The 12,063-nt window shown below is 65.9% G+C and carries 14 protein-coding genes; 6 read left to right on the forward strand and 8 right to left on the reverse strand.

Going from position 1 to position 12,063, the window contains the following annotated elements; translation table 11 throughout:
* Positions 1 to 3: 3 nt before the first annotated feature.
* From BGO20_RS20080 to acs, 3 genes are all read left to right on the forward strand, one after another.
* Positions 4 to 330, forward strand: coding sequence for a hypothetical protein (locus tag BGO20_RS20080; RefSeq protein ID WP_291659244.1), 327 nt, complete (start codon positions 4 to 6; stop codon positions 328 to 330).
* The gene (locus BGO20_RS20085) at positions 330 to 740 is read left to right on the forward strand and encodes an EVE domain-containing protein (protein ID WP_291659245.1); all 411 of its coding nucleotides are present in this window, start codon (positions 330 to 332) and stop codon (positions 738 to 740) included. Before BGO20_RS20080 ends, BGO20_RS20085 begins: the two co-directional genes overlap by 1 nt.
* 186 nt (positions 741 to 926) lie before the next feature.
* Complete coding sequence (acs, locus tag BGO20_RS20090; RefSeq protein ID WP_291659246.1) at positions 927 to 2,879, forward strand: acetate--CoA ligase; 1,953 nt, start codon at positions 927 to 929, stop codon at positions 2,877 to 2,879.
* A gap of 22 nt (positions 2,880 to 2,901) precedes the next feature.
* Here the strand turns inward: acs and BGO20_RS20095 are convergent, their stop codons facing one another.
* Positions 2,902 to 3,294: a RidA family protein gene (locus tag BGO20_RS20095; RefSeq protein ID WP_465246060.1), complete on the reverse strand. Its 393-nt coding sequence runs from the start codon at positions 3,292 to 3,294 to the stop codon at positions 2,902 to 2,904.
* A 229-nt stretch (positions 3,295 to 3,523) separates the two neighbouring features.
* Between BGO20_RS20095 and BGO20_RS20100 the strand changes: the two genes are divergently transcribed.
* On the forward strand, positions 3,524 to 4,210 hold the full coding sequence (locus BGO20_RS20100) for an AprI/Inh family metalloprotease inhibitor (RefSeq protein WP_291659247.1): 687 nt from the start codon (positions 3,524 to 3,526) through the stop codon (positions 4,208 to 4,210).
* Between the two features lie 9 nt (positions 4,211 to 4,219).
* Here the strand turns inward: BGO20_RS20100 and BGO20_RS20105 are convergent, their stop codons facing one another.
* Positions 4,220 to 4,834 (reverse strand): GNAT family N-acetyltransferase, encoded by a 615-nt coding sequence (locus BGO20_RS20105; protein ID WP_291659248.1) that lies wholly within the window; start codon positions 4,832 to 4,834, stop codon positions 4,220 to 4,222.
* A gap of 322 nt (positions 4,835 to 5,156) precedes the next feature.
* Between BGO20_RS20105 and BGO20_RS20110 the strand changes: the two genes are divergently transcribed.
* On the forward strand, positions 5,157 to 5,765 hold the full coding sequence (locus tag BGO20_RS20110) for a cold-shock protein (protein WP_291659249.1): 609 nt from the start codon (positions 5,157 to 5,159) through the stop codon (positions 5,763 to 5,765).
* A 97-nt stretch (positions 5,766 to 5,862) separates the two neighbouring features.
* Here BGO20_RS20110 and bfr read toward each other — a convergent pair whose 3' ends face one another.
* From bfr to BGO20_RS20135, 5 genes are all read right to left on the reverse strand, one after another.
* Complete coding sequence (bfr, locus tag BGO20_RS20115) at positions 5,863 to 6,357, reverse strand: bacterioferritin (protein WP_291659250.1); 495 nt, start codon at positions 6,355 to 6,357, stop codon at positions 5,863 to 5,865.
* A gap of 113 nt (positions 6,358 to 6,470) precedes the next feature.
* Entirely contained in the window at positions 6,471 to 6,761 is a 291-nt protein-coding gene (locus BGO20_RS20120) for a (2Fe-2S)-binding protein (RefSeq protein ID WP_291659251.1), read from the reverse strand.
* Positions 6,758 to 7,291 (reverse strand): iron response transcriptional regulator IrrA, encoded by a 534-nt coding sequence (irrA, locus tag BGO20_RS20125; RefSeq protein WP_291659252.1) that lies wholly within the window; start codon positions 7,289 to 7,291, stop codon positions 6,758 to 6,760. Before irrA ends, BGO20_RS20120 begins: the two co-directional genes overlap by 4 nt.
* 177 nt (positions 7,292 to 7,468) lie before the next feature.
* Entirely contained in the window at positions 7,469 to 9,049 is a 1,581-nt protein-coding gene (locus BGO20_RS20130; protein ID WP_291659253.1) for a DHA2 family efflux MFS transporter permease subunit, read from the reverse strand.
* An 18-nt stretch (positions 9,050 to 9,067) separates the two neighbouring features.
* Positions 9,068 to 10,255: an HlyD family secretion protein gene (locus BGO20_RS20135; protein WP_291659254.1), complete on the reverse strand. Its 1,188-nt coding sequence runs from the start codon at positions 10,253 to 10,255 to the stop codon at positions 9,068 to 9,070.
* A gap of 150 nt (positions 10,256 to 10,405) precedes the next feature.
* Here BGO20_RS20135 and BGO20_RS20140 point away from each other — a divergent pair, with 150 nt between their 5' ends.
* Positions 10,406 to 11,101, forward strand: coding sequence for a TetR/AcrR family transcriptional regulator (locus BGO20_RS20140; RefSeq protein WP_291659255.1), 696 nt, complete (start codon positions 10,406 to 10,408; stop codon positions 11,099 to 11,101).
* Here BGO20_RS20140 and BGO20_RS20145 read toward each other — a convergent pair.
* Positions 11,082 to 12,032, reverse strand: a complete 951-nt coding sequence (locus tag BGO20_RS20145; protein ID WP_291659256.1) for a DMT family transporter — start codon at positions 12,030 to 12,032, stop codon at positions 11,082 to 11,084. The genes BGO20_RS20140 and BGO20_RS20145 overlap by 20 nt on opposite strands.
* Between the last annotated feature and the right edge of the window lie 31 nt (positions 12,033 to 12,063).

The raw sequence follows: 12,063 nt of genomic DNA on the forward strand, positions 1-12,063 counted from the left end.
GTGATGGCGGGAGAGCTCAACGACCTCGGCAAGCGCATCGCGCGCGGCATCGCCGAAGTGAAGAAGACGACCGGTTCCGAGCTCGTCGCCGAGAGCGGCCCCGTCCCGCTGGCCGGCCGTATCGCGAGCCCGGTGATCCAGCATCGCAAGCGCCGGGCCGAGGGCACGCATCGCTTCGTTCTCATCCTGCCCTTCGGCGAGGGCGAGGTCCGCGTCGAGCTCGACCCGAAGGACTACGCCGCGCTGACGCGCGAGATGGTGCGTTTCTGGAACGAACAGGGCGAGGCGGCTTCTAGGCCGCCCATGCCGCTGAAGGAGGACGAGGCCTGATGGCTCACTGGCTGATCAAATCGGAACCCTCGGTCTGGTCCTGGGAGGACCAGGTCAAGGCTGGCGCCAAGGGCACGCATTGGGACGGGGTGAAGAACCACACCGCCAAGCTGAACCTCATGGCGATGAAGCAGGGCGAGCAGGTCTTCTTCTACCACTCCAACGAGGGGCTCGAAGTCGTCGGGATCGTCGAGGTCATCCGCGAGGCCTATCCATGGGAGGCCGCCGGCCCGCCCTGGGTGCTGGTCGATTTCAAGGCTCTGAAGCCCTTGCCGAAGCCCGTTTCCCTTGCCGCCGTCAAGGCCGAGCCGAAGCTCGCCAAGATGTCGCTCGTCACCTCCTTCCGCCTCTCGGTGCAGCCGGTGACGGATGAGGAATGGGACATGGTCTGCAAGATGGGCGGGCTCTGAGGCCTGCCGTCGCCGCGACCGGCGAATGTCGCCGAAAGTCTGTGACACGAAAGTGCGAGCGCGAAGCGCTTGCCGCGCCGCACGCGCATCCTATGATGCGGCCAATCCAAAGGAAGCGGGACCGCGCCCGCCGGCAGGCGGAAGCGGGACCGCGACCAAAAACCCTGTCTGGGGAGACGCCCGCCAATGTCCGAGACGATCTACGACGTGCCCGCCGCATGGGCCAAGAAGGCCTGGGCCAACGACGCCAAGTACAAGAAGATGTATGCGGCCTCGATCAAGGATCCGGACAAGTTCTGGGGCGAGCACGGCCAGCGCATCGACTGGTTCAAGCCGTACAGCAAGGTTCGCAACGTCAGCTACAAGCCGGGCAAGGTCTCGATCAAATGGTATGAGGACGGAACGACGAACGTCTCCTACAATTGCGTCGACCGGCACCTCGCCACCCGCGCCAAGCAGACCGCGATCATCTGGGAGGGCGATGACCCCTCCGAGTCGAAGAAGATCACCTACGGCCAGCTTCACGAGGAGGTCTGCCGGTTCGCCAACGTGCTCAAGGCGCACGGCGTCAAGAAGGGCGACCGCGTCACCATCTACCTGCCGATGATCCCGGAGGCGGCCTATGCGATGCTCGCCTGCACACGCATCGGCGCCGTCCACTCGGTCGTCTTCGGCGGCTTCTCGCCCGACTCCCTGTCGAACCGCATCGAGGATGCCGATTCCAAGGTCGTCATCACCGCCGATGAGGGGCTGCGCGGCGGCCGCGCCGTGCCGCTCAAGAAGAACGTCGACGCCGCCGACGACAAGGTGAAGGGCGGCATCGGCACCGTCATCGTCGTCAGGCGCACCGGCGGCCAGGTCCACATGAAGGAGGGCCGCGACGTCTGGTACCATGAGGAGGCGGCGAAGGTTTCGGCCCATTGCCCGCCGGCCGAGATGAAGGCCGAAGATCCCCTCTTCATCCTCTACACCTCGGGCTCGACCGGCAAGCCGAAGGGGGTGCTGCACACCACCGCCGGCTATCTCGTCTATACCGCGATCACCCATCAATACGTCTTCGACTATCATGACGGAGACATCTACTGGTGCACGGCGGATGTCGGCTGGGTGACCGGCCACAGCTACATCCTCTACGGGCCGCTCGCCAACGGCGCGACGACGCTGATGTTCGAGGGCATCCCGACCTACCCGACCATCTCGCGCTTCTGGGAGGTGATCGACAAGCACAAGGTCAACACCTTCTATACCGCGCCGACCGCGATCCGCTCGCTGATGGGCGCCGGCGAGGAGCCGGTGAAGAAGACCAGGCGCAAGTCGCTGCGGCTGCTCGGCTCGGTCGGCGAGCCGATCAATCCGGAGGCCTGGGAGTGGTATCACCGCGTCGTCGGCGAGGGCCGCTGCCCGATCGTCGACACTTGGTGGCAGACCGAGACCGGCGGCATCCTGATCACCCCGCTGCCCGGCGCGACGAAGCTGAAGCCCGGCTCGGCGACACGTCCCTTCTTCGGCGTGAAACCGGAGATCGTCGATGCCGAAGGCAAGGTGCTGGCCGGAGCCTGCGAGGGCAATCTCGTCATCGCCGACAGCTGGCCGGGGCAGATGCGCACCGTCTACGGCGACCATCAGCGTTTCATGGACACCTATTTCTCGACCTATCCGGACAAGTACTTCACCGGCGACGGCTGCCGGCGCGATGCCGATGGCTATTACTGGATCACCGGCCGCGTCGACGACGTCATCAACGTCTCCGGCCATCGCATGGGCACGGCCGAAGTCGAATCGGCCTTGGTCGCGCATCCGTCGGTCTCGGAGGCCGCGGTGGTCGGCTATCCGCACGACATCAAGGGCCAGGGCATCTACGCCTATGTCACGCTGATGACCGGCGAGAAGCCGACGGAGGAGCTGCGCAAGGAGCTCGTCGCCCATGTCCGCAAGGAAATCGGCCCGATCGCGTCGCCCGATCTCATCCAGTTCGCGCCGGGGCTGCCGAAGACCCGTTCGGGCAAGATCATGCGGCGCATCCTGCGCAAGATCGCCGAGGACGAGCACGGCGCGCTCGGCGACACTTCGACGCTGGCGGACCCTGCCGTGGTCGACGACCTCGTCGCCAACCGCCAGAACAAGCGCAAGGGCACCTGAGCCCTTGCCGGGTGGCTGCGCCTCAGGGCGCGGCCGCGATCACCTCGATCTCGACCTTGAACTCCGGCCGGGTGAAGCCCGAGACGATCATCAGGGTCGAGGCCGGAGGCGGCGTGCCGACATGGGCGTCACGCGAGTCCATGTAGCCTTGCATATGGGCGCGGTCGGTCACATAGGCGTTGATCCGCACGATGTCGGTGAGCGTCATCTGCGCCTCGGCGAGGATCGCGGCGATATTGGCGAAGCAGCAATCGGCCTGCTCGCGCGGGCTTTCCGGCACCGTGCCGTCGGAAGCCATGCCGAGCTGCCCGGAGCAGACCGCGAGGCGCCAGCCGGCCGGCACTTCGACACCATGGCTGTAGCGGGCGAAAGGCGCGGCAATCGTCGCGGGCGCGAGTGGTATCATCAGGGTCATTCCGAAGCATCGCCCCCATACCCCGCCGCGGAAGCGGAACCAGAACGAGCTTGGCGGGTTCGCAATCGATCGGGGTTGAGCTAAAGCATTGTCAAGCGAGGTGAGCATCCGATCGCTGAAAGAAGGCCCGCCGAAGCAAGACCGGGCCCGGGGCGGGACCATGCTCATGCCGCGTTCATGATGGCTCTATGATATTGACGCAAAGTTAGATTGATCGGGACCGCGCCGCATGACGACGAAAACCGCTATTCCGGCGCTGAAGGCGAGCGCCTTGCTGCCCTTGCTCGCCTTGACTGCATGCGCCGGCTCGCAGCGCTTCTCCGGGCCGGTGATGAACCCGCCCTCCTATAGCCAGCCCGTCCTGCCCTCTGCGCCGCCGGTCACCTCCGCACCCGTCACCTCGGAGCCGTTGCCGCCGCCCGGCGGCTACCCGGCGGCTTCCGCGCCGCCTCCGGCAGCCGGCGGTGCCCTCCCCGGCCAGGATCCCTTCTTCGAACCCGGTCCCGGCGGTGTCCCGCCGAGCCAGGGCCAGCCGCCGCTCGGCCAGACCGGCCCGGCGCCGGCCGCGCCTGCGGGCAACAATCAGGTCGCCGGACTCGGTGCGAGTTCGACCGCCCCGGCCCGCCCGTCGGCGACGCGCGACAACGTCATCGGCGGCTGGACGGCGCGGGAGGCGACCGGCGGCACCTGCCGCGTTCAGCTATCGAGCGCGCCGACGCTCGATCTCTATCGCGCCAGCTCCTCCGGCTGCACCAATCGCGATCTCCAGAAGATCACGGCCTGGGACTACCGCGACGGCGAGGTTTACCTCTACCAGCAAGGCGGCACGGTCGCGGCGCGGCTGCGCGCCACCAGTGGCAATGCGCTTGACGGCGCCGTCACGAAGTCCGGCGCCGCGCTGTCGCTCAACCGCTGAGCGCGGGCCTCACGCGCGCAGCGCGCGGGCGAGGAAACGGCTCGGCCAGAACGCCTTCTGGAGCGACAGCGCCAGGGTCGCGAAGCCCTGGGCGTTGTCGAGCGCCTCGTCGAGGATGGTGAAGGGCGTCGGGCCGCCGGTGGCGATGACGCCTTCGACGTCTGCATATCCGCCGACCAGATCGGCGGCGTATTTCTGCGCCAGGCGCCGCATCGCCGCGTTCTGCGGCAGGCAGGTCATGTAGAGCGTCCTGATGCCACGGTTGCGCGCAGCCGTGATCAGCCGCCCGAACAGCTCGCCGCCGATCCCGCTCCTGCGCCAATCGGTCTCGACGCTGAAGGCGGCCTCGCCCGTTTGCGCGACGATGTCGTCGAGGCCGCGCAACTCGGCGGCACCGCGAACCACCCCGTCTTCGATATAGGCGTAGACCAGTCCGCCGACGCCGAACGTCGTCGTGGCATAGTTTTCCAGGAAGGCATCGTTGACGGCCGTGCCGAAGCGCTGCTGTCGCGTCAGCGGATCGAGCCTCAGCAGGTGTTCCCTGAAGAGATCGCGTTCCGCGAGCCACAGCCTGCGGACCTCGCCGCGGTTGGCCTGGCCGCGGACCTTCGTCAATCGAGTCATCTTTCATCTCCCGACCGGCGCCTCGCGGCGCCACCGAACAGGAGGCGTTCTTCCCTAGCCGCGCATCACATCGACCTCAATTGCGGCGATTGCAAGAGGCAGCGTGCGGCAAATTTGCCGTATCTATCTGAAAAACGCCGGACAATGCTCGGCATTCATGCACGCAATGCATGGCGAACGGGATCGATCGCCCTGGGGATGGCGCGAAAAAAAGCACTATAATGCCGCAAAATGTCGTGCAATAATTTCGGCCTGACCCCGATGACGGCGCGTCCGGCATGAGCTAAGTTGTGTGCTCCCGGTCACTCATACCTGAAGCTCCATGTTCGATCGTCGCAAGCCTCCTGCTGCCCAGCCTTTCGTCACGCACGAAAATATCGAAGCCAAAGTCAAATGGTTCGACCCCGAAAAGGGGTTCGGTTTCGCCTCGCCCGTCGACGGTTCGGGCGACGTTTTCCTGCATATCTCGGCGATCGGCCCGTTGGACCAGCAGGATCTGCTGCCCGGCGCGACCATCGTCGCCGATCTCGGTGAAGGCCGCCGCGGCCTGCAGGTCGTCGCGGTTCACGAGATCGATCCCTCCACCGCCACGCAGACGGCGGCGCCCGCACCGCGCGGCGGCGGCTTCGGCGCTCGCCCGCCCCGCGACGACTTCGGCGGCGGCTACCAGGACCGTGGCCCGCGCGGTGGCGGCTTCCAGGACCGCGACAGCGGCCCCGTCGAGGGGCCGTTCGACGGCGCGGTCAAGTTCTTCAACTCGGATCGCGGCTTCGGCTTCATCGCGCCCGACAAGGGCGGGCCAGATGTCTTCCTGCACGTCTCCTCGCTGAGCCGCAGCGGCCTGCAGGCGCCGATGGACGGCCAGCGCGTGCGCTTCTCGATTCGCGCCGGTCGCAAGGGACCGGAGGCGTCGAACATCAGCTTCATCTGATCGGAAGCCAATTGTAACGAGAAAGGGCCCGCCTCTGGCGGGCCCTTTTTTGCTTTCCATATCGGGCACCGCAGGGCTCTGCGCGCCTGCCGCGGCCTCAATGGTCGTGGCCGTCGCCTTCCAGGCCGCCGATATGCTTCTGGGTGTAGAGTTCCAGGCCGACGCGGCCGATCAGGTCGAGCTGCGTCTCGAGGAAGTCGATATGGCCTTCCTCGTCCTTCATCAGTGCCTTGAACAGATCCTCGGACGGATAGTCGCCGACATCGCGGCAATACTTGGCGGCCTCCTGATAGAGCGCACGCGCCTCGACCTCGGCCTTGAGATCGCACTCGATCACTTCCTTGACGTTCTCCCCGATGCGGAGCTGGTCGAGCGTCTGGAGATTCGGAAAGCCTTCGAGGAACAGGATGCGGTCGACGAAGCGATCGGCATGGACCATCTCCTCGATCGATTCCTTCTTCCAGGTCTTGGCCATCTCCTTCAGCCCCCAATTGTCGAGCATCCGGTAGTGCAGCCAGTACTGGTTGATCGCGGTGAGCTCCGAACGCAGCCCCTTGTTGAGATATTCGATGACCTTCTTGTCGCCCTTCATGGCGCCGCTCCTCGCAATCTACATTAGAATAATACTAATGTAGAGAGGTCGTTCGGGGAAGGAAAGAGGGAAAACGACGAGACCGCCACCGATCCACGGCCATTGCCGGATGGTCAGGCCGCCTGCGACACGTCCACGGGCGTCGCGATGCCATCGAGCATCCGCCCGACGCTGACATGCACGGCGCATTCGATCTCGCGGCTCGCACAGCTGCCGCACTGCGTCGCGCAGGCCGCGCGGGCTTCAGCCAGAATGGCACGAACCTCACGCGCGCAGCGCCCGCAATCGGGGCTGCAGCCGAGACAGTCATAGGCCTCACCGGCCGTCCGCGGGCCACTGCCGTCAGAGGCGACGGTGCCCTTGATCTGCCGGCAGGACAGGACGTTGCAGGAACAGACGATCACGCGTGCGGGCCCGCCACCCGCTTCGTCGTCGTGACGTCCTCGCCATCGGCGTTGCGCAGGCGCACGATCACCTCGACCGAGGCGATGACCATGCCTTCCGGAGCCTCCGGCAGGCCCGAGACGTGAATCAGCGAGCCCGGGATGTCGGTCACCGTCTCATCCTCTTCGTTGTAGAAGTGATGATGCTCGGAAACATTGGTGTCGAAGAAGGTCTTGGGGCCGGAAACGGAAACCTGGCGAAGCAGCCCGGCCTCGGAGAACTGGCGCAGCGTATTGTACACCGTCGCCAACGAGAGTGGCTCGCGCGCCCGCAGCGCCTCCTCGTAGAGCATCTCGGCGCTGACATGGCGGTCGCCCTTTGCGAAGAGCAGCCAACCCAGCGCCATGCGCTGGCGCGTGGGCCGCAGCCCCGCGGCCCGCAGGCGCGCCTTCACGCCGCTGATCGGGCAGGAGCTCTGGCTCTTCTGGGGCCACGGAATGTGCTCCGCCGCGACGGCCCGCTCCCGATCCTTGCTCGCCAGAACGCTCATCAAAACGCCTTCCACTCTCCAGCCTTGCCGGCCCGTAGTTTAGAAAACATCTAAACTACTGATATTACTGATATATTTGCCTTGCCGGCGGCGAAAAGTCAATCGCGCGGGTTGCGACATCGCGCTGCAGCACGCGCTTCTTCACGGTTCCGAACGGTGGATTTGGCGCGGCGCAGGCTAATGCCCGCCGCCGGCACCGGCAGCGGCAGGCTTCGGCTTGCTCAGGAATACGGACATGACGACGAGGCCTGCAAAGATCGCCGTCAGCCCGAGAAAGACATCGCCGAAGGCCATCACCAGCGCCTGCTTGTGGACCCTCTGGTTGAGCACCGCCATCGCCATGGATTGCGCCGCATCGCCGAAATCGCTGAAGCGCTGCGTCGTGTTGGCGAGCGCCTCCTCGGCCACCTGCCGCCCGGCCGCTACCCATTCGTGCAGCCGGGTGATGTGCAGGTCGGTGCGGGTGTTCAGCATGGTGTTGATGACGGCGAGCCCGACCGCGCCGCCGAGATTGCGGGTGAGGTTGTAAAGGCCCGAGGCGTTCTTGAGCTGCTGCGGCGGCAGGGTCCCGAGCGCGACGTTGTTGATCGGCACCATGCACAGCATCAGGCCGCAGCCGCGCAGCACCTGCGGCCAGAGCAGCTCGTAGAAGTCCCAATCCGAGGTGATGCGGGATGCGATCCAGGTGCCGAAGGCAAAGGCACTGAAGCCGATCATCATCATGACGCGCGGGTCGAGCTTGGCCGATAGCCGGCCTGCGACCGGTGCGGTGAAGAACATGCACAGACCGGTGACGAACATCGTCTCGCCGATCATCAGCGCATCATAGCCCCGAATGCGCCCGAGATAGACCGGATAGAGATAGGTGAGGCCATAGAGGCCGATGCCCATGCAGAAGGAAAACAGCGAGCCGAAGGCGAAGTTGCGATCCCTGAAGGCGTAGAGGTCGACCAGCGGCTCGTCCCGCGTCAGGGCCCTCCAGAAGAACACCACCGCGCCGCAGACCATGACCACGGAGAAGGCGACGATTTCCTCGCTCTGGAACCAGTCGAGCCGCGTTCCCTCCTCCAGCACGTATTCGAGGCTGCCCAGGAACGCGGCCATGGCACCGAGGCCTACCCAGTCGAAGCGCTTGATCAGGCTGTGGTCCGGCTTGTCGAAGTCGATCAGCGTCCAGGCCGCGATCGTCACACCGATCCCGGGCACGACGTTGACTAGGAACAGCCAGTGCCAGGAGAAGGCATGGCTGAGATAGCCGCCGACCGTCGGTCCGATGGTGGGCGCGAGGGTCGCCACGAGGCCGATCAGCGGCGAGACCACCGGCCGCTTCGAAGGCGGGAAGATGCTGAACGCCGCGGCGAACACGCCGGGGATCATGCCGCCGCCGATGAAGCCCTGAATGGCACGCCAGACGATCATCTCGTTGATCGACGAGGCCGTGGCGCAGAGCACGCTGGAGATCGTGAATCCGGCAGCCGCGATCGAGAAGAACACCCGTGTCGACAGGGCGCGGCTGAGATAGCCCGACAGCGGGATCATGATCACTTCCGCGATCAGATAGGCCGTCTGCACCCAGGCGATCTCGTCCGAGGAGGCCGAAAGCCCGGCCTGGATCTCGGCAAGCGAGGCTGAGACGATCTGGATGTCCAGGATCGCCATGAACATGCCGAAGACCATCGCCATGAAGGCGAAGATCCGCCGCATCGGAATGGCGTCATCGGCCGGCTTGGCGCCGGCGGAGAGGGTTGCGGTGGCCATGACGGCCTCCTTGCAGCGTCAGTGCTGGCTGGCGGGACGCGGATCGATCGAGACGACGACCGACATGCCCGGGCGCAGCACATGCTTGCCCGTCGACTCCTTGTCGAGCGCGATGCGCACCGGCACACGCTGCACGATCTTGGTGAAGTTGCCGGTCGCATTGTCTGGCGGCAGCAGCGTGAAGACCGACCCCGTGCCGCCGGCGATGCCGCTGACGGTGCCGTGGAAGACCTCGTCCGGCAGCGCATCGACCGTGATCGAGGCACGGTCGCCGATCTTCAGGGGCGCGATCTGCGTCTCCTTGAAGTTGGCGTCGACATAGACCTGATCGAGCGGCACGATCGACATCAGGCGCTTGCCGGCGCTGACGAGGTCGCCGAGCTGCAGGTTCGTGCTGGCGACGACGCCGTCGATCGGAGCGTTGACCTGGGTGAAGGAGAGATCGCGCTCCGCCTTCTGCTCCGCCACCTTCAGCTCGTCGATCTGGCGTGCGGCCTCGACACGCTGGGCCTCGAGCACCTTGATATTGGCATCCGCCTGCACGACACCGGCCTTGGCGCTGGCGAGAGCCGCCGCGGCCTGGTCGCGCGCCGCGGTCGCCGCATCGAGCGTCGCCTGCGAGCCATAGGACTTCGCCGCCAGGCTGTTGGCGCGGTCGTAATCGGCGCTGGTGCGGGTCACCGCCGCCTCGGCCGAACTCTGTTGCGCCCTGGCCTGTGCCAGCGCGGCGCGCCCGGCCTCGATCTGGCTGTCGATGCGCGCCAGCGTGGCACGCGCCGTCGCCGTCTTGGCGCGGGCGCTCGCGAGAGCGATCTGCCAGTCGCCGGCATCGAGCGTGACGAGCGGTTGCCCGGCCTTGACCTCCTGGTTCTGCACCACGGAGACCTTGGCGATGTTAGCCGCCAGCTTGGCCGAGATCGTCGCCATCTCGGCGCCGACATAGGCGTCGTCGGTGGAGACGATGAAGCGGCCATTGCGCCACCAGTCGATGCCGTACCAGAGACCCGCGCCGAGCGCGACCGTCGCCAGCAGGATCAGGCCGGCGCGGCGGACCGTCTTGCGCTTCGCGGGCGGCTCCCCGACTGCGGCCGGCGGTGCCGCGACCGTCTCGACAGGCTGGCGAGCTTCGGCGGGATTGGAGGTTTCGAGCGCGGGATCGACCAGCTTGAGACGGTCGCGGCGCTTTTCCGTGATCTCGGCGGACATGGGTGATCCTGATGAGAACAATTCGAACCGCACGGTTCGATTGCGGTTGAAATAGCGCCGCTATTGATGCATATCAAGTGAAATCGAACCGGATGGTTCGATTATTTTTGCAAAGCAGCAATGCGCAGCCGGACAGCCCGGCAGGACAGCATGACCGAAAATTCCAAGCCGAAGGTTAAGCCGGCACCGCGCAATCGGCGTATCGCCGGAATGGACCCGGAGAAACGGCACCAGATTCTCGAAGGCGCCCATCAGGTCTTCACCGCGCGGGGCTTCGACGCCGCGAGCATGAACGACATCGCAGCCGCCGCCAATGTCTCCAAGGGGACGCTGTACGTCTATTTCGAGGACAAGGAGCATCTCTTCGTCGCCCTGATCGAGCGCGAACGCGAGGCTCAGAAGCGCGGCGCCTTCGAGGCGCTGGACCAGGACGCCGACCCGGTGCGGGCACTGGCGAATTTCGGCCGCTGCCTGGTGCGGATGATCAATTGCGAGTTCGCCGTCAGCGCGCACCGCATCGTCATCGGAGTGGCCGAGCGCATGCCCGATATCGGTCGCAGCTTCTATGAGAACGGCCCGATGCTGGGCGCCGGGCTGATCGCCCGCCATCTCGAGCGCATGGTCGCCGAGGGCAAGCTCGCGCCGATCGCCGACCCCGAACTCGCGGCGATGCAATTTCTCGACCTGTGTCAGTCGTCTCTGACACGTCCAAGGCTCTTCAATGCCGTCCGCACGCCGCCGAGCGAGGCCGAGATTGCCCATGTCGTGAACGAGGCGATGGCGATGTTCATGGCTCGTTACGGCGTCCGGCGGCAGCTCGAGACGGTCAGCCCGCCCGCCCTGTGACGTCGCGCGCCCTCATCCGCTCGCGATGCGCGGTATAGAGGCCCGAGCCTGCGATGATCGCCGCGCCGACCCAGGTCCACAGATCCGGCAGGGCCGCAAAAAGCACGAAGCCGAAGAGCGAGGCCCAGAAGAGCTGGATGTAGGAGAACGGCGCGAGCAGCGACGCTGCGGCGAAGCGGAACGCGACGATCACCAGCCAGTGGCCGGCGGTCGAGACGGCGCCGATGAAGAGCCCTACCCAGGCGATCGTCCAGCTGGGCTCGACCCAGTGCAGCGGCAGCAGCAGGCTCGACACGACAGCCCCGAACAGGGTCGACCATGTGATGGTCGCGATCGGATTCTCCGTCGCGCTCATCAACCGGGTGACGATCAGCGCGAAGGCCCAGCTCAGCGAGGAGAAGACCGGCAGCAGCGAGGCGGGCTGAAAGCCGCTGCCGCCTGGCCGGACGACGATCAGCACGCCGGCAAGCCCGATGATGGTGGCAAGCCAGCGCCGCCAGCCCACCTTTTCGCCGAGGAAGGGGATCGACAGCGCCGTGACGAACAACGGCGAGACGAAGCTGGTCGCCGTCGCGTCGGCGATCTTCAGGTATTTCAGAGAGGACACGAACAGGATCGAGGAGCCGATCAGGCCGACCCCGCGCAGCAGCTGCAGGCCAGGCCGGCGTGTCCGTAGCGAAATCCGGCCGCGCTGACCGGCGACGATGACGAGCAGTATCAGCCCCGAGGTCGTGTAGCGCAGCCAGACGATATGAAGCGCGGGCACGTTCTCGGCCGCGAGGTATTTCGAAGCGGCATCGCCGGCCGACAGAAAGATCGTCGCCAGCAGCATGACGCCGATGCCGAGCAGCGCGTTGTCGCGCCGCAACGAGGCGCCCGGACTCGCAGGCGTGGTGTCGGAAGCAGGTCCGGACGGAATGGAGCTGGGCACGGCAAAAGATCGTGGGGGGCGATCTTCACCG

It is taken from the genome of Allobosea sp. 67-29 (assembly GCF_001898115.1).
Lineage (GTDB): Bacteria > Pseudomonadota > Alphaproteobacteria > Rhizobiales > Beijerinckiaceae > Allobosea.